24 protein-coding genes and 1 pseudogene are annotated in these 25,475 nt (G+C 72.8%); 13 read left to right on the plus strand and 12 right to left on the minus strand.

Annotated elements, in window-relative coordinates; genetic code table 11:
* Positions 1-5 precede the first annotated feature (5 nt).
* The gene (locus ACZ4AA_RS29085) at positions 6-734 is read right to left on the minus strand and encodes a ZIP family metal transporter (RefSeq protein ID WP_467609310.1); all 729 of its coding nucleotides are present in this window, start codon (positions 732-734) and stop codon (positions 6-8) included.
* A 110-nt stretch (positions 735-844) separates the two neighbouring features.
* Here ACZ4AA_RS29085 and cobM point away from each other — a divergent pair, with 110 nt between their 5' ends.
* From cobM to cobC, 6 genes are read left to right on the plus strand one after another with little or no spacing between them, the layout of a single operon-like run.
* Complete coding sequence (gene cobM / locus ACZ4AA_RS29090; RefSeq protein WP_467609312.1) at positions 845-1,699, plus strand: precorrin-4 C(11)-methyltransferase; 855 nt, start codon at positions 845-847, stop codon at positions 1,697-1,699.
* Positions 1,700-1,755: 56 nt separating this feature from the next.
* Positions 1,756-3,024 carry a precorrin-6y C5,15-methyltransferase (decarboxylating) subunit CbiE gene (cbiE, locus tag ACZ4AA_RS29095; RefSeq protein WP_467609315.1) on the plus strand — a complete coding sequence of 423 codons (1,269 nt, stop codon included), beginning with the start codon at positions 1,756-1,758 and terminating at the stop codon, positions 3,022-3,024.
* Complete coding sequence (cobJ, locus tag ACZ4AA_RS29100) at positions 3,021-4,727, plus strand: precorrin-3B C(17)-methyltransferase (protein ID WP_467609317.1); 1,707 nt, start codon at positions 3,021-3,023, stop codon at positions 4,725-4,727. Before cbiE ends, cobJ begins: the two co-directional genes overlap by 4 nt.
* A complete protein-coding gene (locus tag ACZ4AA_RS29105; protein ID WP_467609319.1) occupies positions 4,724-5,050 on the plus strand; it encodes a hypothetical protein in 327 nt (108 codons plus the stop codon). The genes cobJ and ACZ4AA_RS29105 overlap by 4 nt, the downstream gene beginning before the upstream one ends.
* On the plus strand, positions 5,047-5,982 hold the full coding sequence (locus ACZ4AA_RS29110) for a sirohydrochlorin chelatase (protein WP_467609322.1): 936 nt from the start codon (positions 5,047-5,049) through the stop codon (positions 5,980-5,982). The genes ACZ4AA_RS29105 and ACZ4AA_RS29110 overlap by 4 nt, the downstream gene beginning before the upstream one ends.
* Complete coding sequence (gene cobC, locus ACZ4AA_RS29115; RefSeq protein ID WP_467609324.1) at positions 5,972-7,138, plus strand: Rv2231c family pyridoxal phosphate-dependent protein CobC; 1,167 nt, start codon at positions 5,972-5,974, stop codon at positions 7,136-7,138. The genes ACZ4AA_RS29110 and cobC overlap by 11 nt, the downstream gene beginning before the upstream one ends.
* Before the next feature lie 182 nt (positions 7,139-7,320).
* Here the strand turns inward: cobC and ACZ4AA_RS29120 are convergent, their stop codons facing one another.
* The 5 genes from ACZ4AA_RS29120 to ACZ4AA_RS29140 form a co-directional block, all read right to left on the minus strand.
* Complete coding sequence (locus tag ACZ4AA_RS29120; RefSeq protein ID WP_467609326.1) at positions 7,321-8,271, minus strand: SCO1860 family LAETG-anchored protein; 951 nt, start codon at positions 8,269-8,271, stop codon at positions 7,321-7,323.
* 263 nt (positions 8,272-8,534) lie between these two features.
* Positions 8,535-9,626, minus strand: coding sequence for an amidohydrolase family protein (locus tag ACZ4AA_RS29125; RefSeq protein ID WP_467609328.1), 1,092 nt, complete (start codon positions 9,624-9,626; stop codon positions 8,535-8,537).
* A gap of 10 nt (positions 9,627-9,636) precedes the next feature.
* Positions 9,637-10,461 (minus strand): amino acid ABC transporter ATP-binding protein, encoded by an 825-nt coding sequence (locus ACZ4AA_RS29130; protein WP_467609331.1) that lies wholly within the window; start codon positions 10,459-10,461, stop codon positions 9,637-9,639.
* A complete protein-coding gene (locus tag ACZ4AA_RS29135) occupies positions 10,458-11,291 on the minus strand; it encodes an amino acid ABC transporter permease (RefSeq protein WP_467609334.1) in 834 nt (277 codons plus the stop codon). Before ACZ4AA_RS29135 ends, ACZ4AA_RS29130 begins: the two co-directional genes overlap by 4 nt.
* Complete coding sequence (locus tag ACZ4AA_RS29140; protein WP_467609336.1) at positions 11,288-12,139, minus strand: transporter substrate-binding domain-containing protein; 852 nt, start codon at positions 12,137-12,139, stop codon at positions 11,288-11,290. Before ACZ4AA_RS29140 ends, ACZ4AA_RS29135 begins: the two co-directional genes overlap by 4 nt.
* Before the next feature lie 153 nt (positions 12,140-12,292).
* Between ACZ4AA_RS29140 and ACZ4AA_RS29145 the strand changes: the two genes are divergently transcribed.
* The 5 genes and pseudogenes from ACZ4AA_RS29145 to thpD form a co-directional block, all read left to right on the plus strand.
* Positions 12,293-13,414 (plus strand): pyridoxal-phosphate-dependent aminotransferase family protein, encoded by a 1,122-nt coding sequence (locus ACZ4AA_RS29145; RefSeq protein ID WP_467609338.1) that lies wholly within the window; start codon positions 12,293-12,295, stop codon positions 13,412-13,414.
* A gap of 449 nt (positions 13,415-13,863) precedes the next feature.
* Positions 13,864-14,403: a diaminobutyrate acetyltransferase gene (gene ectA / locus ACZ4AA_RS29150; RefSeq protein WP_467609340.1), complete on the plus strand. Its 540-nt coding sequence runs from the start codon at positions 13,864-13,866 to the stop codon at positions 14,401-14,403.
* Between the two features lie 58 nt (positions 14,404-14,461).
* Complete coding sequence (ectB, locus tag ACZ4AA_RS29155; RefSeq protein WP_467609343.1) at positions 14,462-15,733, plus strand: diaminobutyrate--2-oxoglutarate transaminase; 1,272 nt, start codon at positions 14,462-14,464, stop codon at positions 15,731-15,733.
* Between the two features lie 134 nt (positions 15,734-15,867).
* Positions 15,868-16,272 (plus strand): ectoine synthase, encoded by a 405-nt coding sequence (locus ACZ4AA_RS29160; protein WP_355775730.1) that lies wholly within the window; start codon positions 15,868-15,870, stop codon positions 16,270-16,272.
* A gap of 7 nt (positions 16,273-16,279) precedes the next feature.
* A pseudogene (gene thpD / locus ACZ4AA_RS29165) lies at positions 16,280-17,161 on the plus strand (ectoine hydroxylase); the annotation flags it as partial.
* A gap of 7 nt (positions 17,162-17,168) precedes the next feature.
* On the opposite strand, the gene ACZ4AA_RS29170 reads toward thpD, so the two are convergent.
* From ACZ4AA_RS29170 to ACZ4AA_RS29185, 4 genes are all read right to left on the minus strand, one after another.
* Entirely contained in the window at positions 17,169-18,221 is a 1,053-nt protein-coding gene (locus ACZ4AA_RS29170; RefSeq protein ID WP_467609478.1) for an aminotransferase class V-fold PLP-dependent enzyme, read from the minus strand.
* 124 nt (positions 18,222-18,345) lie between these two features.
* Positions 18,346-19,065, minus strand: a complete 720-nt coding sequence (locus ACZ4AA_RS29175; protein WP_467609347.1) for a DsbA family oxidoreductase — start codon at positions 19,063-19,065, stop codon at positions 18,346-18,348.
* Positions 19,066-19,143: 78 nt separating this feature from the next.
* Positions 19,144-19,689 (minus strand): GNAT family N-acetyltransferase, encoded by a 546-nt coding sequence (locus ACZ4AA_RS29180; RefSeq protein WP_467609349.1) that lies wholly within the window; start codon positions 19,687-19,689, stop codon positions 19,144-19,146.
* Complete coding sequence (locus ACZ4AA_RS29185) at positions 19,686-20,741, minus strand: GlxA family transcriptional regulator (RefSeq protein WP_467609351.1); 1,056 nt, start codon at positions 20,739-20,741, stop codon at positions 19,686-19,688. Before ACZ4AA_RS29185 ends, ACZ4AA_RS29180 begins: the two co-directional genes overlap by 4 nt.
* 70 nt (positions 20,742-20,811) lie before the next feature.
* On the opposite strand from ACZ4AA_RS29185, the gene ACZ4AA_RS29190 reads away from it, so the two are divergent.
* Positions 20,812-22,200: an MFS transporter gene (locus ACZ4AA_RS29190; protein WP_467609353.1), complete on the plus strand. Its 1,389-nt coding sequence runs from the start codon at positions 20,812-20,814 to the stop codon at positions 22,198-22,200.
* Here ACZ4AA_RS29190 and ACZ4AA_RS29195 read toward each other — a convergent pair.
* Both ACZ4AA_RS29195 and ACZ4AA_RS29200 read right to left on the minus strand, forming a co-directional pair.
* Positions 22,160-22,768, minus strand: a complete 609-nt coding sequence (locus ACZ4AA_RS29195; RefSeq protein ID WP_467609355.1) for a DUF1349 domain-containing protein — start codon at positions 22,766-22,768, stop codon at positions 22,160-22,162. The two genes, ACZ4AA_RS29190 and ACZ4AA_RS29195, sit on opposite strands and share 41 nt — an antisense overlap.
* A 258-nt stretch (positions 22,769-23,026) precedes the next feature.
* A complete protein-coding gene (locus tag ACZ4AA_RS29200) occupies positions 23,027-24,556 on the minus strand; it encodes an aldehyde dehydrogenase (NADP(+)) (RefSeq protein WP_467609357.1) in 1,530 nt (509 codons plus the stop codon).
* A gap of 131 nt (positions 24,557-24,687) precedes the next feature.
* Between ACZ4AA_RS29200 and ACZ4AA_RS29205 the strand changes: the two genes are divergently transcribed.
* Complete coding sequence (locus ACZ4AA_RS29205; protein WP_467609359.1) at positions 24,688-25,461, plus strand: IclR family transcriptional regulator; 774 nt, start codon at positions 24,688-24,690, stop codon at positions 25,459-25,461.
* Positions 25,462-25,475: the final 14 nt, after the last annotated feature.

A 25,475-nucleotide genomic window follows, 5' to 3' on the forward strand; every position in this document is an offset into this window, starting at 1 on the left:
CGGGCTCAGCCCGCGAGGCCCACCACCAGCCAGATGAAGGCCACGCCCGCGACCGTGCACAGCAGGGTCGAGCGGGCGGGGTGCTCGTGATGCGCCTCGGGGAGGATCTCGGCGGCGGCGAGGTAGAGGAGCACACCGCCGAAGAGGCCGAGGTAGCCGCCGAGCAGCCGCTCGGGGATGGTGAAGAACAGCGTCGAGGCCGCGCCGACCATCGGGGCCGCCGCGTCCGCGTACAGCATGAGCAGGGCCTTGCGGCGGGCGTTCCCGTACAGGCTCGTGATCGTGTACGTGTTGAAGCCGTCCGCGAAGTCGTGGGCGATCACCGCGAGGGACACCGCCAGCCCCATCCCGCCGCCGACCTGGAAGGCGGCGCCGATCGCCACGCCGTCCATCGCGCTGTGGCCCACCATGGCGGCGGCCGCCGTGAGGCCAACCTCGGGCGCGCGTCCGGCGTGCTCCTCACCGCCGTGCGCGGCCTGGCGGTGGGCGAGGAGCCGTTCGACCAGATGGGCCAGCAGGAAGCCGCCCACGAACAGGAGCAGCGCGGCCGGGACGCCGAACACCTCGGTGCCCGCCGCGGCCAGCGCCTCCGGCAGCAGATCGAGGCCGACCACGCCCAGCATCAGGCCGCCGGCCAGGCCGAGCACCAGATGACGGCGGTCGGTCACCCGCTGCGCGGTCCAGCCGCCGACCAGCGTCATCAGGAACGCGCCGAGCGCGACGAGGACCGCCATAGGCCCTTGCTATCCGATCCACCCCCGTGTCCGCACCCGGGGCGACGGCCCCGCACCCGCTGAACCCTTCGCAACACCCCCTGATCTTCCGTAGGAGAGGACCGATTCCCATGGCCGATGCCCCCACCGGCAAAGTGACCTTCGTCGGTGCCGGCCCCGGCGCCGCCGACCTGCTGACGTTCCGCGCCGCGCGCGCCATCGCCGAGGCCGATGTCGTGATCTGGGCGGCCAGCCTGGTGCAGGCCGAGGTCCTCGGCCACGCGCGGGAGGGCGCCGAGATCCTCGATTCGGCGACCATGTCGCTGGAGGACGTCGTCGCCGTCTACGAGCGGGCCCGCGCCGAGGGCCTGCGGGTGGCCAGGATCCACTCCGGCGACCCGGCCCTGTGGGGCGGTACGCAGGAACAGGTCGACCGGTGCGCGGAGCTCGGCATCGAGACCGAGATCGTGCCGGGTGTCTCCTCCTTCTCCGCGGTGGCCGCGATCGCGCAGCGCGAACTGACGATCCCCGAGGTGGCGCAGTCCGTGATCCTGACCCGGCTCGGCGGCGGCAAGACGCCGATGCCGCCCGGGGAGGACGTACGGGAGTTCGCGAAGCACGGCACGACGATGGCGCTGTTCCTGTCGGCGGCGCGCAGCGGGCAGCTGGTGCGGGAGCTGCTGGAGGGCGGCTATCCGACGACCACACCGGTCGTGGTCGCCTACCAGGCGACCTGGCCCGAGGAGCTGATCGTGCGGTGCACCATCGGCACGCTGGAGGAGACGGTCAAGGAGCACAAGCTCTGGAAGCACACGCTCTTCCTGGTCGGCCCGGCGCTCGACGCGAGCGGCACCCGCTCGCACCTCTACCACCCCGGTCACTTCCACGGCTTCCGCAAGGCCGACCCGCAGGCGCGCGCCGAACTGCGCGCCGCGCGCCGGAGCGGTGCGGGCAGTGCGGGCAGTGCGCAGGGCCCCGCGTCGTGAGGGTGGACGTCACCGTCGCGGCGGGAGGGTCCGCCGGTCCCGCGGACCGTTCCGCCGTGATCACCGTCGTCGGTACGGGCACGGGCGCGCCGCTGCCCCCGGACGCCGAGGGGGTGCTCGCCGTGGCCGGGCTCGTCGTGGGTGCGCGGCGGCACCTGGAGGCGGCCCGGCCCCCGGAGCGGGCGGAACGGGTGGTGCTCGGGCCGCTGGCACCGGCCCTGGAGCGGATCGAGCGGTACACGGACGACGGCGCCCTCGGAGGCCCGGTCGTGGTGCTCGCCTCGGGCGACCCCGGGTTCTTCGGGATCGTACGGGCGCTCGCGGAGCGGTTCGGGGCCGGGCGTCTCGACGTGCGTCCCGGGGTCTCGTCCGTGGCGGCGGCCTTCGCCCGGCTCGGGCTGCCCTGGGACGACGCGGTGGTGGTCAGCGCGCACGGGCGTGATCCGCGGACGGCGGTCCTGGTGTGCCGGTCGCGGCCCAAGGTGGCCGTGCTGACCGCTCCCGGGTCCGGGCCCGCCGAGCTGGGCGCGGCCCTGGCCGACGCGGGAGCGGAGCGTGTGCTGGTGGTGGCGAGCGCCCTCGGCGACCCTGAGCGGGAGCGGGTCGAGCGGGTCACACCCGCCGAGGCCGCCGCCCGCGACTGGGGTCCGGCGGTCAGTGTCGTGCTGTGCCTGGACACCTCGCGGGCCCTGGCTCCCGTGCGGACCGTCGCGGGGCCGGTGGCCGGTCCGAGCCGATGGGCCCTGGACGAGGGCGAGTTCGCCCACCGCGACTCGATGATCAGCAAGTTCGAGGTACGGGCGCTGGCGCTGGCCCGGATCGGGCCGCGGCTGGGCGACCTGGTGTGGGACATCGGCGCGGGCTCCGGTTCCGTCGCCGTGGAGTGCGCGCGGTTCGGCGCCGCGGTCACCGCCGTCGAGAAGACCGCGGACGGCTGTGAGCGCGTCCGCGCCAACGCGGCGGCGCACGGCGTGGACGTGCGGGTCGTGCACGGGGCCGCGCCCGCCGTGCTGTCCGGCCTCGACGGCCCCCACGACCCGGACGCGGTGTTCATCGGCGGCGGCGGCCGGGACCTGCCCGCGATCGTCTCGGCGTGCGCGCGCCGGGCCCGGCGGGCCGTCGTGATCGCGATGGCCGCGCTCGACCGGGTGCCGGCCGCCCGGGACGCGCTCAGCGCCGCCGGATTCACCTGCGACGGCGTCCTGTTGCAGTCCTCGCGGCTCGCCCCGCTGCCGGGTGAGGTCTCCCGGCTCGCGGCGGTCAATCCCGTCTTCGTGCTGTGGGGCGTCCGGCCTCCGGCCACTACCGAAGGAGTCCCCCAGTGATCGGCCTGATTTCCGCCACGGCGGCGGGCGCGGCGGCCCGTGACCGGCTCGCCGCTGCCTGGTCCACGCGGACCCGGGTGTACGACGGGCCCGTGGCGGACGCCGTGCGGCGGGCCTTCGCGGAGTGCGACCAGGTGGTGTGCTTCCTCGCCACGGGCGCGGTCGTACGGCTCATCGCTCCGCTGCTCGGCGACAAGAGGTCGGACCCCGGCGTGGTGTGCGTCGACGAGGCGGGGCGCTTCGCCGTCTCGCTGGTCGGCGGCCACGCGGGCGGGGCGAACGAACTCGCCCGCGAGGTGGGCGAGTTGCTGGGCGCCGAGCCGGTGGTGACGACGGCGACGGACGCGGTGGGGGTGCCCGGTCTCGACACCCTCGGCCTTCCGGTGGAGGGGGATCTCGCCGGGGTCTCGCGGGCCGTGCTGGACGGCGAACCGGTCGTGCTGGAGCGGGAGTCGCCCTGGCCGCTGCCCGCCCTGCCGCCGAACGTGGGGAGCCCGGCGGCGCCGGGTGCCGCCGTCGTCCGGGTGAGCGACCGGGCCGGGGAGACCTCCGCGCGCGAGGTCGTCCTGCGTCCGCCGACCCTCGTCGTCGGGGTCGGCGCCTCCCGGGGCGCCCCCGTGGAGGAGGTCCTCGACCTCGTCGGGGACGCGCTGCGCGAGGCGGGACTCTCCGCGTCGTCGGTGGCCGAACTCGCCACCGTGGACGCCAAGTCCGAGGAGCCCGGGATCGTCGGGGCCGCGGCCCGGCTCGGGGTCCCGCTCGTGACCTACGGCGCGAAGGAGCTGGCGGCGGTGACGGTCCCGAACCCCTCGGGCGCGCCGCTCGCCGCCGTGGGAACCCCGTCCGTGGCGGAGGCCGCCGCGCTGATCGGCGGGGGCGAACTCCTCGTACCCAAGCGGAAGTCGGTACGGGCGGACGGCCTGCCCGCGATGGCGACCTGCGCGGTCGTCCGCCGCCCGGCGCGCGGACGGCTCGCGGTCGTGGGACTCGGCCCCGGGGCCCGCGATCTGCTCACCCCGCGCGCGACGGCGGAGCTGCGGCGGGCCGCGGTGCTCGTCGGGCTCGACCAGTACGTCGACCAGATCCGCGATCTGCTGCGGCCCGGCACCCTGATCCTGGAGTCGGGCCTCGGCGCGGAGGAGGAGCGGGCGCGCACGGCGGTGGCCGAGGCGCGCCGCGGACAGGCCGTCGCGCTGATCGGCAGCGGCGACGCGGGCGTGTACGCGATGGCGTCGCCCGCGCTGGCCGAGGCGTCCGACGACATCGACGTCGTCGGGGTGCCGGGGGTGACCGCGGCCCTCGCGGCCGGGGCGATCCTCGGCGCGCCGCTCGGCCACGACCATGTGTCGATCAGCCTGTCCGACCTGCACACGCCGTGGGAGGTCATCGAGCGCCGGGTGCGCGCGGCGGCCGAGGCCGACATCGTCGTGACCTTCTACAACCCGCGCAGCCGTGGCCGCCACTGGCAGCTCCCCAAGGCGCTCGCGGTCCTCTCCGAGCACCGGGAGCCGGGGACTCCAGTGGGGGTCGTGCGCAACGCCTCCCGGCCGGACGAATCGAGCCGGGTCACGACGCTGGGGTCCCTGGATCCGGCAATCGTCGACATGATGACGGTGGTGACCGTGGGCAATACGGCGACCCGCGAGATCGCCGGCCGCATGGTGACTCCGCGCGGCTACCGCTGGCAGAAGGAGACCGAGTGAGCCCAGTGAGCCAGGTGCGTTCCGGGACCCGGGCCGCGCAGCACGCCGGGCGGGAGTCCGCCGGCACCCACCCCCCTCTTCCGCGGGCCGACGCGGCCTCGGAGAGGACCGCTCGGGCCCGGCCGGGTCCCGAGAAGACGGTCCGGACCGACCTGGTCCGCGAGAGCACCGTCAGGGCCGGCCTGGCCCACAGGAACACCGACCTGGCCGACCTGGCCGACAAGAAGTCCGTCCGGGCCGGCCTGGCCCGCAAGAAGACCGCTGGGGCCGGCCCGGCCCCGACGACCACCGCGGCCCACCCCGCCGCCGAGGAGACATCGTGACCACCCCGCCCCCCGCCCTGCTCATCGCCGGACACGGCACCCGGGACGAGGCCGGAGCCGAGGCCTTCCGTTCCTTCGTACGGGAGCTGGGCCGCCGCCATCCCGAACTGCCCGTCGCCGGCGGGTTCATCGAGCTGTCGCCGCCGCCGCTCGGCGAAGCGGTCGGCGAACTCGTCGGACAGGGCGTACGGCGTTTCGCCGCCGTACCCCTGATGCTGGTGTCCGCCGGGCACGCCAAGGGCGACATCCCGGCGGCGCTGGCCCGCGAGAAGGAGCGGCACCCCGGGATCTCGTACACGTACGGGCGTCCGCTGGGCCCGCATCCGTCGCTCCTCGCCGTGCTGGAGCGGCGGCTGGACGAGGCCCTCGGCGACAGTGTCGCGACCCCCGAGGAGCGGGCCGGGGTGACCGTGCTGCTCGTGGGCCGCGGGTCCACCGACCCGGACGCCAACGCCGAGGTGCACAAGGCCGCGCGGCTGCTGTGGGAGGGCCGGGGGTACGCGGGCGTCGAGACCGCGTTCGTGTCCCTGGCGGCTCCCGACGTACCCTCGGGCCTCGACCGCTGCGTGAGGCTCGGCGCGCGCCGGATCGTGGTCCTGCCCTACTTCCTGTTCACCGGCATCCTCCCGGACCGGGTACGGCGCCAGACGCGGGACTGGGCCGCCGCGCACCCGGAGGTCGCGGTGGGCTCCGCCGAGGTCATCGGTCCCGAGCCCGAGCTGCTCGACCTGGTCATGGAGCGCTACCGGGAGGCCGTCGCGGGCGACCTGCGGATGAACTGCGACTCCTGCGTCTACCGGATCGCGCTGCCCGGCTTCGAGGACAAGGTGGGGCTCCCCCAGCAGCCGCACTTCCACCCGGACGACGACGGCCATCACGACGGCCACGGGCACCACCATCACGGGGGACACACGCATTCCCATGCCCACTGACGACGCCGCCGAGGGCGGGCACGATCTGCGGCACCACGGCGACGCCGAGGTGCGCGACGACGGTTCCAAGCTGACCGATCTGGCCGTGAACGTCCGGGCGGACACCCCGCCCTCCTGGCTGCTGGACCGGATCGGCGCCTCGCTGCCGTCGCTGGCGGCCTACCCGGACGGGCGGTCCGCCCGGGCGGCGGTGGCGGCGCGGCACGGGCTGCCGGTGGAGCGGGTGCTGCTCACGGCGGGGGTGGCCGAGGCGTTCGTGCTGCTCGCGCGCGCCCTGGACGTACGCCGTCCGGTCGTGGTGCATCCGCAGTTCACGGAGCCGGAGGCCGCGCTGCGGGACGCCGGGCATGCGGTCGGCCGGGTGCTGCTGCGCGAGGAGGACGGCTTCCGGCTCGATCCGGGCGCCGTCCCCGAGGACGCCGATCTCGTGGTGATCGGCAACCCGACCAATCCGACCTCGGTGCTGCACCCGGCCGCGACGGTGGCCGCACTGGCCCGTCCCGGGCGGGTGCTGGTGGTCGACGAGGCGTTCATGGACGCGGTGCCGGGCGAACGCGAGAGCCTGGCCGGGCGGACCGATGTCCCCGGGCTCGTCGTGCTGCGCAGCCTCACGAAGACGTGGGGTCTCGCGGGGCTGCGGATCGGCTATGTGCTCGCCGATCCCGGGACGATCGCGCGGCTGGAGCGCGCCCAGCCGCTGTGGCCGGTGTCCACGCCCGCGCTCGCGGCGGCGGAGGCGTGCGTCTCCTCGCAGGCGCTCGCGGAGGCCGCCCACGCGGCGCGGCGGATCGCCAAGGACCGGGACCATCTGGTCGCGGGGCTGCGGGAGTTCACCTGCACCGACGGGCTGCGGGTGGTGGAGCCCGCGGAGGGGCCCTTCGTGCTGGTGCGGCTGCCGCGGGCCGCGGGGGTACGCCGCGCGCTTCGCGATCTCGGGTTCGCTGTGCGGCGCGGGGGCACGTTTCCCGGGCTCGGGGACGAGTGGCTGCGCATGGCGGTACGGGACCGCGCGACCGTCAACCGGTTCCTCCAGGCCCTGGACCGGGCGATGACGGTCGCCGGGGACGGCGCTTCCCACCCTGCCGAGACCGACGGGGCCGAGAGCGCCTGGGGAGGTACGGGAACCACAGCCGGCTCGGACGCCGGATCCGGCTGAATCGAGGGCACCGCGGCCGGCAGGGGCACCCGGGGCCGTGGAGGCGCGGGCACCTCACCCGGCGGCGGTGCCAGGCCCCACCCGACCGGCCCGTCTCGTGAACTCGCGGACGGGCCGGGGCCGTTCCGTCTCCACGGCGGCCGAAGTCGGGTGTCGGCTCCCGCCGCGGCCCGGGGCCGGCGTCAGCTCCTGCGGCGGCGGGAGAGCGTGACCGCTCCGGCGCCCGCGGCGAGCAGGACCGCCGCGCCACCGGCCAGGTACGGCGTCATCGAGCTGCTTCCGGTCTCGGCGAGGCCTCCTCCCTCGGGAGCGCCTTGCGGGCTCGCCTCGGCCGCCGGGGCGGCCGCTTCCTCGGAGGGGCCGGCCGCCGCGGACTCCTGGGCGGCGGGCGCGGACTCCCGGGCCGCGGGCTCGGCCGGGGACTCACACGTGGCCTTCGCCAGGGTCACCGTGCCCTCCACCGCGGCCACGCCCAGCTTCAACGGGTCGACGGACACGTTGAGTTCGAGCGCCGAGGCGGCTGCCGTGCGGGAGGTCGTCTCGGTCCTGGAGAGATCGAGCCGCACCTCGCCGACCCCGGGGACCTTCACATGGGTCGGGCCGCCCGTCGTCAGCGTGACCTTCTTGCCGAGAACGGTGACGGAACCCAGCAGGTTGGCGGTGGCGACGGGCTTCTTGCCCGCCTCGCAGGTCGCCTTCGAGGTCACTTCCTGGACCTCGATGAGGGAGAGCAGCGGCAGCCCGGGGACGTGGACGGCGGCGTGCGCGAGACGGGTCGAGCCCTCGGCCTTCTCCGCGGAGACGGTGGCCTCGGCGGTGGCGACCTCGGCGCGCAGCACGCTGAAGGGACGTCCGTGGTCGACGCCGTCCAACTGGGCGGTGAGGGCGGTCTTCTCGGCACTCTGCGGTGCCTGCACCTCGTTCAGGGAGACCGTGAGCGGGACGTTCACGGTCTTCTTGAGGAGGGACACGTCGAGTCCGGTGCGGAGCACGACGGCGCTCGCGCGGCCGTGGTCGCCGGTCGCATGGGCGGTGCCCGCGCCGGCCAGCGCGGTGGGACCCGCGGTGAGGACGGCGGCGGCCGCGGTGACGGCGAAACGGCGTGCGGGCATACGGTGGTTGATGCTGTTCAAGGGTGGGACCCCCATAGGAGAAAGCCTGGGACCCGGAAAGAATTACGCACTGAGAGTGAACAGTCAGGTACCTGACGTGAGTTCACTCCTTCGTGGGGTTACCGCGCACGCCTTCGAATCTCTGGGCACGGCTGTTCTCCACCGTCACTCGCTCAACGCACCTGGCCGGACACGCCGGTTGACGCGCCGACCGGGAATCGTCGACGCGCCGGAGCACGACCGGTGGTGAGCAACGAGCGACCCACCCCGGCCGTCACGTTCCGTCAACCGACGATCCGCCCGTTCAGGACCACGCGGCGCGGATCCGCCAGGACCCGTACGTCCTCGCGCGGATCCCCCTCGTAGACCACGAGGTCCGCGGGCGCCCCCTCGTCGAGGCCGGGCCGCCCGAGCCAGCGCCTGGCACCCCAGGCGGTGGCGGAGAGCGCCTCGACGGGCGGGATGCCCGCGGTGACGAGCTCGGCGACCTCGGCGGCGACGAGGCCGTGCGCGAGGGAACCGCCGGCGTCGGTGCCCACGTAGACCGGGATCCCGGCGTCGTACGCGGCCCGCACGGTGTCGTAGCGGCGCTCGTGGAGGCGTCGCATGTGCGCCGACCACCGCGGGTACCTGGCCTCGCCGCCGTCCGCGAGCCGCGGGAAGGTGGCGATGTTCACGAGGGTCGGGACGATGGCGATCCCGCGCTCGGCGAAGAGCGGGACGGTGTCCTCGGTGAGGCCGGTGGCGTGCTCGACGCAGTCGATGCCGGCCTCGACCAGGTCCCGCAGCGAGTCCTCGGCGAAGCAGTGCGCGGTGACGCGGGCACCGAGCCGGTGCGCCTCGGCGATCGCGGCCTCGACGGCGTCGCGCGGCCAGCAGGCGCTCAGGTCGCCGGTGCCGCGGTCGATCCAGTCCCCCACGAGTTTGACCCAGCCGTCGCCGCGCCGGGCCTCTTGGGCGACGTAGGCGACGAGGTCCTCGGGCTCGATCTCGTGGGCGTAGTTGCGGATGTAGCGGCGGGTGCGGGCGATGTGCCGGCCCGCGCGGATGATCTTCGGGAGGTCCTCGCGGTCGTCGATCCAGCGGGTGTCGGAGGGCGAACCTGCGTCCCGCAGGAGGAGGGTGCCGGCGTCGCGGTCGGTCAGCGCCTGCTTCTCCGAGACGTCCGCCGGGACCGGGCCGTGGGCGTCGAGCCCGACATGGCAGTGCGCGTCGACCAGGCCGGGCAGCGCCCAGCCCTCGACGGCGCGGACGTCACGGGCGCCGGCGGGGCGCTCGTACGAGGTCCTGCCGCCGACGACCCACAGTTCGTCGCGGACGTCGTCGGGCCCGACGAGGACCCGCCCCTTCACGTGCAGTACCGGGTGATCGCTCATGCACGGCACCTTAGTGAGGCGGCTTCCCGTCCTCGCCCCGCCCTGTGCTGTTTCCGGCCTGCCGGTCCGGTGTCCCCTCGGGGACGTCCGCCATCGCCGGGTCGAGCAGCCGGGAGAGGAAGTGCCGGGTGCGCTCGTGGGCCGGGTTGCCGATGACCTGCGCCGGGACGCCGTCCTCGACGATCACGCCGCCGTCCATGAAGACGACCCGGTCGGCGACCTCGCGCGCGAAGGACATCTCGTGGGTGACGACCATCATGGTCATGCCCTCGTCGGCGAGCATCCGCATGACGGAGAGCACGTCGCCGACGAGTTCGGGGTCCAGTGCCGAGGTCGGCTCGTCGAAGAGCATCACCTCGGGGCCCATGGCGAGCGCCCTGGCGATCGCGACGCGCTGCTGCTGGCCGCCGGAGAGGGAGGCCGGAAAGGCGTCGGCCTTCTCCGCGAGACCCACCCGGGAGAGGTTCTCGGCGGCGATCCGGGCCGCCTCCTCCTTGCCCCGGCCGAGCACCCGGCGCTGCGGCAGGGTGAGGTTCCCGGTCACCGACAGATGGGGGAAGAGGTTGAACTGCTGGAAGACCATGCCGATACGGCGGCGTACGGCGTCGATGTCGACATCGGGGTCCGTGATCTCCGTGGCGCCGATGAACACCTGGCCCCCGGTGGGCTCCTCCAGGAGGTTCACACAGCGCAGCAGGGTCGACTTGCCGGAGCCGGACGGGCCGATCACGCAGACGACCTCGCCCTGGCCGATCTCCAGGTCGATGCCGCGCAGCACCTCGTTGTCGCCGAAGGACTTGCGCAGGTCCTTCACCCGGATCTCGGGTGTGCTCACTTCGTGGCCTCCTTCTGCCGCGCCTCGAGGCGTCGCGCGACGAAGCCGAGCGGGATCGTGACGAGCAGGTAGCAAAGTCCCGCGACCAGGATCGGCGTGGAGTTGGCGGTCGTACTGGCCAGGTCGCGGCCGTACTTGGACAGTTCGCGCTCCTCCAGGGTGACTCCGAGGAACAGCACCAGCGAGGAGTCCTTGAAGAGGGTCACGAGTTCGTTGGTGAGCGGCGGGACGATGACCCGGAACGCCTGCGGGACGACGATCGAGACCATGGCCCGGGCGTGCGAGAAGCCCAGCGAACGGGCCGCCTCCATCTGCCCCTTGGGCACGGCCTGGATGCCCGCGCGGAAGGTCTCGGCCATGTACGCGGCGCCCACCAGACCGAGCGCGAGGGCGACCTTTCCGTACGTTCCGCCGATGATCTCCGTGCCCGGGAACGCGAGCGGCACCGCGACACCCACGAAGATGAAGATCATCAAGGCGGGCAGGCCGCGGAAGACCTCGATGTAGACCCCGGCGAACCAGCGGTAGGGGCCCACCGAGGACAGGCGCATCAGGGCGATGACGATGCCCAGGACCAGACCGACCGCGAAGCCGGACGTCGTGTAGATGACGGTGTTCTTCAGCGCCAGCGTGATGACGTCCGGGAACATCTGCTTGACCAGGTCCCACTGGAAGAACTGGTTCTGTAGACGGCTCCAGTCCGCCGTGACCGCGAAGACGATCACGACGGCCACGAAGACGGCGTACTGCGCGCCGCGCGAGATCTGGCGCTTCTGGCGCCGGCTCAGGCCGGACCTGCGGGGCTGGAGGGGCGTGTCGGCATCGCTCATGAGGCGGACGGGGAGGCCGCGGCCGCGTCGTAGGGGCCGATCCACTTCTCGTAGAGCTTCTTGTACGTGCCGTCGGCCTTGGCGTCCGCGATGGCCTTGTCGATGGCGGCCAGGAGCTTGGCGTTGCCCTTCTTCACCGTGAAGCCGTACTGCTCACCGGTGTTGATGTTGTCGACCACCTTGAAGGCGTCGGCGTTGGCCTTGTCCTTGAGCCAGCCCTGGACGACCGGGTAGTCGATGACGACGGCTTGGACCTGACCGCTGCGCAGTCCGCTGAGGACCGCGTCGGAGGACTCGAAGGAGACCGGGTCGAAGCCCTGCTTCTTGGCGTAGTCCTCGCCGGTGGTCTGCGCCTGCGCGCCGAGCTTCTTGCCCTTCGCCTTGACGTCGGCCAGCGAGGTGATGCCGCTCTTCTTGTCGACCAGCACGCCCTGGGTGGCGTCGAAGTACGGGTCGGAGAAGTCGACGTTCTTCTTGCGCTCCGGGGTGATCGTCATGCCGGCCGCGGCGAGGTCGCACTGCTCGGAGTTGAGGAACGCGCCCGTCTTGAAGTTCTCGAAGGGCGTGTCGACGATGGACTGCTTCACGCCGAGGTCCTTGGCGACGAGGTCGATCAGCGACACGTCGAAGCCCTGCACCTTGCCGTCGATCTCCGATTGGAACGGCGGGTAGGGCAGGTGGGTGCACGTGGTGAGCTGGCCCGCCTTGACGAGCTCGACCCCGCCGGACGCGGTCTTGGAGCCGCTTCCGCCGTTCCCGCTGGAGGTGCAGGCGGCCACGAGCGTCAGCCCGGCCGTCAGGGTGATGGCGGCCAGGACTCGGGTCCGGCGGCCGGAGAGGGTGTTCACGGCGGGCCTTCCTGTCAGGGAACTGTGGGTTCCGATTATAAGGAGATCTTTGGGGTTCTCAAATCAAACCCATGGCCACAGGGCCGCTTGACCTAAGAAGTCACCAGTGGGCGGGGGACGGGGCGCGACGGTTAATCTCGTCACCTGTACCCCATGAGTGAAGAGAGCACCGCCGTGACACACCCGTTCCTGGACCTCGCCCCACTGACCGCCGCGCACTTCGCGTCGATCGAGGACCGTGTCGCCCGGCTGCTCGCCACCCGGCAGGACGTCGTGATCATGCAGGGCGAGGCGCTGCTCCCCCTGGAAGGGGCCATCCGGGGCACGGCCGGTCCCGGCACCACCGCCCTGAACATCGTGACCGGCCCCTACGGCCAGACGTTCGGGAAGTGGCTGCGGGACTGCGGGGCCACGGTGATCGATCTGGCGGTGCCGTTCCACACCGCGGTGACCGCCGCGCAGATCCGTGCGGCCTTCGCCGAGCACCCGTCGATCGACTTCGTGTCGCTCGTGCACGCCGAGGCCGCCACCGGCAACACCAACCCGGTGGCGGAGATCGGCGAGGCCGTACGCGAACAGGGCGCCCTCTTCTACCTGGACGCCGTCGCCTCGATCGGCGCCGAGCCGGTGCTGCCGGACGCCTGGGGCGTCGACCTGTGCGTGATCGGGGCGCAGAAGGCGATGGGCGGTCCCGCCGGTGTGTCGGCGGTGTCGGTGAGCGAGCGGGCGTGGGCGCGGATGGCGGCGAACCCCGGCGCGCCGCGCCGCTCCTACCTCTCCCTCCTCGACTGGAAGGAGCGCTGGATCGACGGCGGCCGCACGGCGCTGCTGCACGCGCCGGCGCAGCTGGAGATGCTGGCCCTGGAGGCGTGCGTCGAGCGGATCGAGGGCGAGGGCCTGGACGCGGTGACGGCGCGCCACGCCTCGGCCGCCGCGGCCACCCGGGCGGGTGCGCTGGCCCTCGGCGGCGGTCTGGCGCCGTACGTGGACGCCGCCTCCGAGGCGGCGCCCGTCGCCACCACCCTGCGGGTGCCCGAGACCGTGGACGCGTCCGCGGTGGTCGCGAAGGCGCTGGCCGCGGATCCCGCGCTGCCGCTCGCCGCGGGCGGCGGCGCTCTCGCGCAGTCCATGATCCGTGTGAACCACTACGGTCCCGACGCCACGCGCGGCGCGGTGCTGGCGAGCCTCGCGGGCCTCGGCGCGGCGCTGGCCGAGGCCGGCTTCGAGGTGGACCTCGAAGGGGCGCGCCGGGCCGTGGCGCTGGCCTGGGGCTGACCCACGGGCGACCGGCGGGGGCACCCACGCCCCCGCCGGCATCCACACCCCGGCCGACACCCGCGCGGCCCGGCCCCGGAAAGCCGGCGCATCGCCGTTCCTTTCCACCCGATTACCTTCGCACCCGACACCGCGTAACATACGATTCACTAAATGGCACGGAATTAATTCCGTTCAGCTTCCTGCATTCTTCTGCCCGCTTTTCTCGTGACTAAACGCAAAGGTTTCGCGAACACGGAACGGCGCGATCCCGGCAGTTCCCTCACGCTTTCCAGCGTTGTGACACACTCCACAACGCGCCCCTTTTCTGTGGTATTTTCCGGGCAAAAGCGGTCATAGACCCGTGTTCGCGGTCACTCTTTCACGGGCGCGTGATAACACATGGGCGCCCCATTCGTAACCCGTTCCGACGATGCAATCCAAGCTTTCCGTCGGTAAATTCAATCCGCATGACCGTCGCCCATGCAGACCTGTCAGCGGAATTCCTGGAAATGCCGGAGGGCCTTCGGATCGACCGTCCGGAGGTGGCCGACGGGGCCGCCCTCTGGCGTATCGCCAAGGACTCCCGAACCCTCGACCTGAACTCCTCGTACAGCTACCTGCTGTGGTGCCGTGATTTCGCCGGCACCTCGGCGGTGGCACGCGACGCCGATGGACGCCCCGTCGGCTTCGTCACCGCGTACGTGCGCCCCGAGCGCCCCGGGACCCTGCTCGTGTGGCAGGTGGCCGTCGACTCGGCGCACCGCGGCCGGGGACTGGCCGCGCGTCTGCTCGACGGGCTGACCGCCCGGGTGACGGCCGAGCGCGGGACGACCGCCGTCGAGACCACCATCGCGCCGGGCAACACCGCCTCCGAGCGCCTGTTCACGTCGTACGCGCGGCGGCACGGCGCGGCCGTCGCGCGCGAGGTGCTGTTCGAGCCCGGCCAGTTCCCCGACGGACCGCACGACCCCGAAGTGCTGTACCGCATCGGCCCGTTCGGCGGCTGAGCCCCTCCCCCGCGTCTTCCCCTCCCCTTCCCCCCACAGCTTCGAGGAGCGAACCACCTTGACCATCACCCAGCCCGATCTGAGCGTCTTCGAGACTCTGGAGTCGGAGGTGCGCAGCTACTGCCGCAACTGGCCCACCGTCTTCGACCGGGCCCGGGGCAGCCGCATGTACGACGAGGACGGCCACGAGTACCTCGACTTCTTCGCCGGCGCCGGATCGCTGAACTACGGACACAACAACCCCGTCCTCAAACGGGCCCTGATCGACTACCTGGAGCGCGACGGCGTCACCCATGGTCTCGACATGTCGACGACCGCCAAGCGCGGCTTCCTGGAGACCTTCCAGAACCTGGTGCTGCGGCCGCGCGACCTGCCGTACAAGGTGATGTTCCCGGGCCCGACGGGCACCAACGCGGTCGAGTCGGCGCTGAAGCTCGCGCGGAAGGTGAAGGGACGCGAGGCGATCGTGTCGTTCACCAACGCCTTCCACGGGATGTCGCTCGGCTCGCTCGCGGTGACCGGCAACGCCTTCAAGCGGGCGGGCGCCGGCATCCCGCTGGTGCACGGCACCCCGATGCCCTTCGACAACTACTTCGACGGGCAGGTCCCGGACTTCCTGTGGTTCGAACGGCTCCTGGAGGACCAGGGATCGGGCCTCAACCAGCCCGCCGCGGTCATCGTCGAGACGGTCCAGGGCGAGGGCGGGATCAACGTGGCGCGGCCCGAGTGGCTGCGCGCCCTCGCCGATCTGTGCGCGCGCCGCGACATGCTGCTGATCGTCGACGACATCCAGATGGGCTGCGGGCGGACCGGCGCGTTCTTCTCCTTCGAGGAGGCGGGGATCGTCCCCGACATCGTGACCGTGTCCAAGTCCATCAGCGGGTACGGGCTGCCGATGTCGCTGTGCCTGTTCAAGCCCGAGCTGGACGTCTGGGAGCCGGGCGAGCACAACGGCACCTTCCGCGGCAACAACCCGGCGTTCGTCACGGCCGCCGCCGCGCTGGAGGCCTACTGGGCCGACGGGTCCGCGATGGAGAAGCAGACCCGCGCCCGCGGCGAGCAGATCGAGCAGGCACTGATCTCCGTCACCGAGGAGAACCTCGCCGACGTCAAGGAGTACCGGGGCCGCGGGCTCGTCTGGGGCCTGGAGTTCAAGGACAAGGCCCGCGCCTCGCGCGTCGCCCGCCGCGCCTTCGAACTCGGGCTGCTCATCGAGACGTCGGGACCCGAGAGCGAGGTGGTGAAACTGCTGCCCGCCCTCACCATCACCCCCGACGAACTCGACGAGGGTCTGCGCACCCTCGAACGCGCCGTCCGCGAGACCGCCTGAACCGGCGCTCCGGGAGACCGGCGGGAAGCCCGAGCGGCACGCACCGTTCGAGCGGCGCGCACCACGCGAACCGCACGACCCGCACAGCCCGCACAGTCCGCACAGTCCGCACGAGAGAGAGGTATCGCACCACCGTGATAGTCCGTTCGTTCAAGGAACTCGAAGGCACCGACCGGCATGTGAAGGCCGCGTCCGGCACCTGGGAGAGCAAGCGCATCGTGCTCGCCAAGGAGAAGGTCGGCTTCTCCCTGCACGAGACGGTCCTGTACGCGGGCACGGAGACGTCGATGTGGTACGCGAACCACATCGAGGCCGTGCTCTGCGTGGAGGGCGAGGCCGAACTCACCGATCACGAGACCGGCGAGAAGCACTGGATCGCGCCGGGGACGATGTACCTGCTGAACGGCCACGAGCGCCACACCCTGCGCCCGAGGACCGACTTCCGGTGCGTCTGCGTCTTCAACCCGCCCGTCACCGGGCGGGAGGACCACGACGAGAACGGCGTCTACCCCCTGCTCACCGAACCCGAGGAGGTGTGACACACCGATGACCACACTCACCGATCTGTACCCCAGCCGCGCCGCCACCGAGATGACCGCGCCCCGCCAGGACCCGGTCGTCTGGGGCGCCCCGGACGAACCCGGCCCGATCTCGGTCCCGGACCTGCACTCCTACGAGCGCGACGGCTTCCTGTCCGTCGAGCAGCTCATCGGCGACGACGAGGTCGCCGTCTACCGGCAGGAGCTGGAACGGCTCGTGGCCGATCCGGCGATCCGCGCCGACGAGCGTTCGATCGTCGAGCCGGGATCGCGGGAGATCCGGTCCGTCTTCGAGGTGCACCGGATCAGCGAGGTCTTCGCCCGGCTCGTGCGCGACGAGCGGGTGGTCGGCCGGGCCCGGCAGATCCTCGGCTCGGACGTGTACGTCCACCAGTCCCGGATCAACGTCAAGCCGGGCTTCGGGGCCGGCGGCTTCTACTGGCACTCGGACTTCGAGACCTGGCACGCCGAGGACGGGCTGCCGAACATGCGGACCGTGTCCGTCTCGATCGCGCTGACCGAGAACCACGACACCAACGGCGGCCTCATGATCATGCCGGGGTCGCACAGGACGTTCCTCGGGTGTGCGGGGGCCACGCCGAAGGACAACTACAAGAAGTCCCTCCAGATGCAGGACGCCGGGACTCCCTCCGACGAGGCGCTCACCGAGCTCGCGGGCCGGCACGGCATCAAGCTCTTCACGGGCAGGGCCGGTTCGGCCACCTGGTTCGACTGCAACTGCATGCACGGCTCGGGGGACAACATCACCCCGTTCCCGCGCAGCAACGTCTTCATCGTGTTCAACAGCGTGGAGAACGCCGCCGTGGAGCCGTTCGCGGCGCCCGTGCGCAGGCCGGAGTTCATCGGGGCCCGGGACTTCACGCCGGTCCCGCCGTTCAGCCGGCGAGCACGTCCAGCAGCCGGTCGACGTCGGCCGGCGTGTTGTAGAGGTGGAACGAGGCCCGCAGATTGCCCGCGCGGTTCGACACCTCGATGCCGGCCCGGCTCAACTCGCCCTGGCGGTGGCCAAGTCCGGGCACCGAGACGATGGCGGAGCCGGGTGCGGGCAGCGGCTCGTGGCCCAGCGCGGCCAGCCCCGTACGGAACCGGTCGGCCAGCGCGAGATCGTGCGCGTGTACGGCGTCCACGCCCAGTTCCTCGATCAGCTCGAGCGAGTGACGTACCCCCGCGTAGGTGAACAGGGCGGGGCTCACGTCGAACCGGCGGGCGGAGTGGGCGAGTTCCTGCACCGGGCCGTAGCAGCTGTCCCAGGGCTTCTCCCCCGCCACCCAGCCGGCCAGCAGCGGGGTGAGCCCGCCGAAGTCCTCGGGCACGACGAGGAAGGCCGCGCCGTGCGGGCCCAGCAGCCACTTGAAGGTGGTGCACACGGTGAAGTCGTGATGGTCGGCCTCGAAGGGCAGCCAGCCCGCCGACTGAGAGAAGTCGACGTAGGTACGGGCCCCGTGGGCGCGGGCCGCCTCGCGCAGCGCGGGCAGGTCGGCGATCCGACCGTCGGCGGACTGCGCGGCGCTGACCGCGACGAGCGCCGTGCCGGGCCGCACGGACTCGGCGAGCCGCTCCAGCGGTACGGCGCGCACCTTCAGGTCGCCGCGGACGTGGAACGGGTTCAGCACGGAGGTGAAGTCGTCCTCCGCGGTGAGGACTTCGGCCCCCGGGGCGAGGCCGGTCGCGACGAGCGCGCTCTGGGCGGCGACGGACGGGCCGGCGGCGACCCGGGAGGCCGGGACACCGGCCAGCCGGGCGAAGGCGGCGCGGGCCAGCTCGACGTCCTCGAAGAGCGAGTCGATCGGCCTGCCCTCGGCCCGCAGCGCCACCGCCCGGTGCAGGGCCGCGACGGTACGGGCCGGCAGCAGGCCGCTGCTGGCCGTGTTCAGGAAGGTGTTCTCCGGGGCGAACTCGGCACGGACGAGGGTCTCGAAGGTCTCCATGGGACCACTGTGGGCCCGGACGATGCCCAAGTCCATTGCGCGGTTTTACGTGGATTCCCTAAGCGACGCTTATGCATGGGCCCCGACCTGCGGCTTCCCGCGCCGGGGCCCTTCCAGCGGCTGCTCAGTTCTGCGGAACGGCGCATCCGTCCGGGCCACAGGCCTCGGCGTCGGCTGCACCGTCCTGGATGAGCGTGAGCCCGGGGCGCTCGCCCCAGGCCTGGGACAGGGCCTGGGCGAAGACCTCGGCGGGCTGCGCGCCGGAGACACCGTAGGTGCGGTCCAGGACGAAGAAGGGGACACCGTTCGCGCCCAGTTCGGCGGCCTCGCGCTCGTCGGCGCGGACGTCGTCGGCGTAGGCGTCCGGGTCGGCGAGCACCCCGCGGGCCTCGTCGGTGTCGAGTCCGGCGGCGACGGCCAGTTCCACGAGCCGCTCGTCGTCGCCGAAGACGGTCCGCTCCTCGGCGAAGTTGGCCTCGTAGAACCGGCCGATCAGCTCGTCCTGGCGGCCCCGCGCCTTGGCGAGGTGCAGCAGGCGGTGCATGTCGAAGGTGTTGCCGTGGTCCCGGTCCCGGGTGCGGTAGGCGAGGCCCTCGGCGGCGGCCTGGGTGCCGAGGTTCTCCTCGCCCGCCTGCGCCTGTGCCTCGCTCATGCCGTACTTCTTGGTGAGCATCGTGAGCACGGGCTGGATGTCGCCCTTGGCGCGGCCGGGGTCCAGCTCGAACGAGCGGTGCACGACCTCGACCTCGTCACGGTGCGGGAAGGCGTCGAGCGCCTTCTCGAAACGGGCCTTTCCGACGTAGCACCAGGGGCAGGCGATGTCGGACCAGATCTCGACGCGCATTCTTCGGCTCTCTCCAGGTCGTGCGGTTACGGGACACCCTTCGGGGACGTCACTGGATGAACATTCAAGCGGCTCGGGTCATTCCCCGGCCGCCTCCGCCCGCCCGGCCCCGGTCCCGTCCGCGCGCCCGGCCACGGCGTACCGCAGATACAGGTGGTGATCGCCCTCCTCGGGCGGGTTCTCCGGATCGGGGGCCCAGCCGAGGCGGGCGTAGAAGGCCTGGGCGCGCAGGTTGTCGGTGTGCACGTCGAGGGTCGCGGTGCGCTTCCGGTCCGCCTGCCACTGCTCCACGCAGGCCGCGTGCAGGGCCCTGCCGATCCCGGCCCGCCAGCGGTCGGGATCGACGTGGAACTGGAACAGCTTCACCGTGTCGGCGGGCGCGCCCTCGTCCGTACGGAAGGAGGCGATGCCCACGATCCGGCCCTGTGCGACGGCGCACAGCACATGGCCGTCGGGGCGCGCGACGGAGCCGCGCCAGGCCTCCGCCCAGTCGATGTCGCCCTGCGGGACGCCGTCCGGGTAGTACGTCGACCGGGCCCGGAAGTGCAGATCGGCGATGGCCCCGACTTCGGCGGGCAGGGCGGTGCGGATCACCGGTCCGCCGGTTTCGCGTTCACTGATCATGCGATGGAGGACGTCACAGCCGCGCTCACGGTTCCGGTCCCGGCTGCGGCACCGAGTCCGGCTACGGCACCGAGTCCGGCTCCGGGCACCGTTCCGTGGCGGCTGAACTGGGTCCGGTAGGCGCTCGGGGTGAGACCGGTGCGGCGCACCACGTGGGCGCGCAGCGAGTCGGCCGTGCCCAGTCCGCAGGCCGCGGCCACCTGGTCCATCGGCAGGGTCGTGGTCTCCAGGAGTTCCCTGGCCCGCTCCACGCGCTGGTGGAGCAGCCACTGGAGGGGGCTGACCCCGCTCTCGGCGTGGAACCGGCGGGTGAGGGTGCGCACGCTGACGCCCGCGTGCCGGGCCAGGTCGGTCAGGGTGAGCGGCCTGTCGAGGTTGCGCATGGCCCACCCGCGGGTGTCGGCGCAGGCGGTGCCTCGCTCGGGGGGCAGCGGGGTCTGGGTGAACTGGGTCTGGCCGCCCGGCCGTACGGGGGCGACCAGGGCGAGGCGCGCGACCTCGTTGGCGACGGCGGCGCCGTAGTCGGTGCGGATGATGTGCAGGCACAGGTCGATGCCGGCGGCGTAGCCGGACGACGTGACGTACGGGCCGTCCTGCACGTAGAGCACGTCGCCGCGCAGCTCGACCTGCGGGTAGCGCCGGCGCATCGCCCCGGCGTGGGCCCAGTACGTGGTGGCCCTGCGGCCCTGGAGCAGGCCGGCCTCGGCGAGCTGGAAGGCACCGGTGCAGATGGAGGCGATGCGCTTGCCCGCGGCGTCCGCCTCGCGGAGGACCGCCACGATCCTCGGGTCCGGCTCGAAGGGCGCCCCGGTGCCCGCGACGACCACCGTGTCCGCCTCCCGTACGGCTTCCAGACCGTGCGGGACGTACAGGTCGAGTCCGCCGGTCGTGGGCACGGGCCCCGGCTCGGCCGTGCAGACGACCACCTCGTAGCCCGGACGTCCGTCCACCTGGACCTTGTCGAACAGCATCTCCGGCATCGCGAGGTTGAACAGCGCGACGGGGGAAGGGGCGATGACGGTGACGCGGTGGGGGGCGAGCCGCTCGGGCATGGCCAGAACCTCCGGACGTATGGCATTCGGGCCACTACTGTACGGCGCCATGAGTCCGCAGCATGGGGGCATGTCGACGAACCAGATGTCCAGGGCCTGCGAACCCGCCATCGGCCACGGGGAGTCGGGGCCCGGCGGGACCTCCTCCGCGCTCACCCTCACCGCCGCGCTGCTCGGCTTCGGGCTGACCTGTCTCGACGCGTCCGTGGTGAACGTGGCCCTGCCGACGATCGGCTCCTCGTTCGGCGCCGGGATGTCCGGCCTCCAGTGGGTGGTGGACGCCTACACCCTGGCCTTCGCCGCGCTGATGCTGTCCACGGGCGCCTTCTCGGACCGGGCCGGGGCGAGCCGCGCGTACGCGCTGGGCACCGCGGTGTTCACGCTCGCCTCGGTGGCCTGCGGACTGGCCCCGGGACTGCCCGCCCTGGTCGGTGCCAGAGTGGTGCAGGGCGTCGCGGCCGCGGTCGTGCTCCCGGCCTCGCTGGCACTGGTGCGGCAGGCGTATCCGGAACCGGCGCGGCGGGCCCGCGCGGTGGCCGCCTGGGCGGCGGGCGGTTCCCTGGCGGTCGCGCTCGGTCCCGTGGTCGGTGGCGCGCTGACCACGGCCTGGAACTGGCGCGGCATCTTCTTCGTCAACGTGCCGGTGGGCGCGGTGATCCTGCTGCTGCTCCTGCGGGCCCCCCGTTCGCGGCCCCGCCCGGCCCCGCTCGACCTGCCGGGGCAGCTGACGGCGGTGGTGGCCCTCGCGGCGCTGGCCTTCGCGGTGATCGAGGGCGGGACGGCGGGTCTGGCCGCGCTGCCGGTCGCCGTGACCGCGGGCGGCGCGTTCCTGTGGGTCGAGGCCCGCCAGGCACACCCGGTGGTGCCGCTCGGCCTGTTCCGCGACCGGACCGTGGCCACGGCGGTCGCCGCGGGCTCGGCGGTCAGCGTGGCCTTCTACAGCATGGTGTTCGTCTTCTCGCTGTTCTTCCAGCAGGTCCAGCACCATTCCGCGCTGTACGCCGGGATGCTGTTCCTGCCGATGACGAGCCTGATCGCGGTGACGAACGTGGTGGCCGGCAAGCTCACGGGACGCTACGGGCCCCGGCTGCCGATGCTGGTGGGGCAGCCGGTGGCCGCCGCCGGGCTGCTCGCCCTCCTCCAGGTCGACGCCCGCACGCCCCCGGTGCTGGTGGCCCTCCTGCTGATCCCGCTGGCGCTGGGGTGCGCCCTGACGGTGCCGCCGCTGACCGCCGCGATGATGGACGCCGTGCCCGCCGAGCGGGCGGGGCTGGCGGCCGGTGTGCTCAACGCGGCCCGTCAGGTGTCCGGGGGCCTGGGCATCGCGGTGTTCGGGGCGCTGGTCGCGAGCGGCTTCGAGACGGGCATGCGGCTGAGCCTGGTCATCGGCGCGGCCCTGCTCACGGTGACGTCCGCCCTCAGCTTCCGTCTCTCAGATCGCTCGGCCAGTCGGGCCTGAACTCGATGTGGTCGTAGGTCACGACACAGCCCTCTCCCATCGGCGACTGGGTCATGAAGCCCACCAGCGCCGCGTCGGTCTCCTTCTCGCCGGCCAGGGTGAAGAGGCGGACGAAGGTCCAGCGCTCGCCGTCGCGGGAGGCGTGGAAGGCGAAGGCACGGCCGGTGCGGCTCACCCGCAGCCAGACGGAACTGCCGTCCACGGTGAAGGAGTTGGCGTCGTCCGAGTGTCCCCGCGTGACCACCGTGCAGACGGTGGGCACGTCCGGGGAGTTCTCCAGGCACAGCTTGGCCCAGGCCCGCTCCCCGACGTGGACGTAGAGCACGCCCGCGTCGAAGGCCGCCCCGAAGCCCACCGTCACGCGGGCGATCAGCTGGAAGTCCCCCTCGGGCGAGCCGAGCAGCCGGGGCGCGTCGGAGGCCGGGTCGAGTCCCTCGCCGGTGGGCGGCACGAAGCGGTCCTGCCGGGGTCCGGCCCATCCGGTGAGCACACCGTCCTCGTACGACCAGTGCCCGTCGGGTCCGTAGGTGCGGAAGGAGAAGGGGAGTTCGGGGAGAGTGACGTCCATGGCCCCGAGTCTGTCAGGTCCGGAGCCGCCCCACCGGGGACGCGAGGGGTCACACGACGGACCGTGCGGCACCGGACGAACGATGCGACACCCGCGACGCGCACCGGACGGATCGTGCGGCACCCGGCGACCCGTATCTGACGAACCGTGCGGCACCCGGCGACCCATATCTGACGAAGCGTGCGGCACCCGCCGATCCGCCGGCGCACGTGACGGGCCGGCCCCCCCGGGAACCGGCCCGCCCGTCGCCGAGAAGCCCTAGCGCTCCAGGCGTCCCTCGTAGCGCCGGGGCAGTCCCAGCGGGTTGGCGTCGCGCAGTTCGGGCGGCAGCAGGGCCTCGGGCACGCCCTGGTAGGCGACCGGCCGCATCCAGCGCTCGATGGCGCTGGCGCCGACCGAGGTGGACGTCGAGGTCGTCGCGGGGTACGGCCCGCCGTGGTGCTGGGCCGGTGCGACGGCGACGCCGGTCGGCCAGCCGTTCACCAGAACGCGGCCCGCGAGGGAGGTGAGTTCGGCGAGGATCTCCGCGCCGCGCCCCTCGCCCGCGGCCTCCTCGGCGGACAGCTGCACGGTGGCGGTGAGGTTGCCGGGGAGCCGGGAGAGCACCGCGCCGGCCTCGGCCTCGTCCTCGTAGCGCGCCACGACCGTGAGCGGCCCGAAGCACTCCTCCAGGAGCAGATCGTGCTCGCCCTCGGAGGTGAGCCTGCTCGCGGGCACGGTCAGGAAGCCGGGGCTCACGGTGTGCTCGCTCCCGGCGCCCGGGGTGACCGGGGCCTGGACGTCCGGGAGTCCGGCGCGCTCGGCGACCCCGGCGACGAAGTTGTCGCGCATGCGGTGGTCGAGCAGGACCCCGGCGGCGGTGTCGCTCACCGCGTCGGTCAGGGACTTCAGCAGCCGGTCGCCCGCGGCGCCCGCCGGAGCGAGCACCAGGCCCGGCTTCACACAGAACTGGCCGACGCCCAGGGTCATCGAACCGGCCAGTCCCGTGCCGATCTCCTCGGCGCGCTCCGCGGCGGCGGCCTCGGTGACGACGACGGGGTTGAGGGAGCCCAGCTCACCGTGGAACGGGATCGGCACCGGACGGGCGGCGGCCGCGTCGAACAGCGCGCGCCCGCCACGGACGGAACCGGTGAAGCCGGCCGCCGTGACCAGCGGGTGGCGGACCAGGTCGACGCCGGCGTCGAGGCCGTGCACGAGGCCGAGGACACCCTCTGGGATGCCGTGCCGGGCGGCCGCGCGGCGCAGGACGGCCGCGACCAGCTCGGACAGGGCCGGGTGGTCGGGGTGGGCCTTGACGACGACCGGGCAGCCCGCGGCCAGCGCGCTCGCCGTGTCGCCGCCGGGCACCGAGAAGGCGAAGGGGAAGTTCGAGGCCGCGTAGACGGCGACGACGCCCAGCGGCACCTTGTGGCGGCGCAGGTCCGGGATCGGCGGGGTGGCCGTGGCGTCCGGGTGGTCGATCACGATGTCGAGGAAGGCGCCCTCGTCCACGATTCCGGCGAACGCGCGCAACTGGTAGCAGGTGCGGGCGAGTTCACCGGTGAGCCGGACCGGGCCGAGCGCGGTCTCCGCGTCGGCGGCCTCGACGAGCAGGTCCTTGGCGCCTTCGAGCAGGTCGGCGGCCGTGCGCAGGAACGCGGCGCGGACGGTGCGGTCGGCGAGCGCGGGACGCGCGGCGTGCGCGGCGCGGACGGCCTCGTCCACCTCCTGGCCCGTGGCCTCCACCGCGACCTGCTCCCGCTGCTTCCCGGTACGGGGGTCGACACTCCAGACTGGTGCTGCTGCCACCGGGGGTCCCTTCACCTGTGATGCCACCGTTCTTGTGCCACTCACCAGGCTGTTCGATATGCTGAACGCTGTCTCTGATGGTGAACTCTCCATCGGAGACTATTTCCCGTCCAACGAAGGGGTCAAGGGCGATGTCGGCAGGCGAGACAGGCGGCGGGGCGCAGGTCAAGTCCGCGGTGCGGACCGTTGAATTGCTGGAGTACTTCGCCGGCCGGCCCGGAATGCACTCCCTCGCCGCGGTCCAGGAGGCCGTCGGATACCCCAAGTCCAGCCTGTACATGCTGCTGCGCACGCTCGTGGAGCTCGGCTGGGTCGAGACGGACGCGACGGGCACGCGCTACGGCATCGGCGTACGGGCGCTGCTGGTCGGCACCTCGTACATCGACGGCGACGAGGTGGTCGCCGCAGCCCGCCCCACCCTGGACCGCCTCTCCGACGACACCACCGAGACGATCCACCTCGCGCGTCTGGACGGCACGAACGTCGTCTATCTGGCCACCCGGCAGTCGCAGCACTATCTGCGCCCCTTCACCAGGGTCGGCCGCCGGCTGCCCGCCCACTCCACCTCGCTCGGCAAGGCGCTGCTCGCCACCTACGGCGACGAGCAGGTCCGCAAGATGCTGCCGGAGACGCTCCCCGCGCTGACCGAGCACACGATCACCGACCGGGAGAAACTCATCGAGGAGCTGCGCCAGGTGCGGGAGCAGGGCTTCGCGGTGGACCGCGAGGAGAACACGCTGGGGCTGCGCTGCTTCGGTGTGGCGATCCCGTACCGCACGCCGGCCCGTGACGCGATCAGCTGCTCGGTGCCTGTGGCCCGTCTCACCCCCGCGCACGAGCAGACGGTCAAGGACGCCCTGTTCGACGCCCGCGACCGGCTCACCCTGGCCACCCGCAGGCTCTGACGGGCACGAGGGCC

This window comes from Streptomyces sp. NPDC024698 (genome assembly GCF_055559015.1).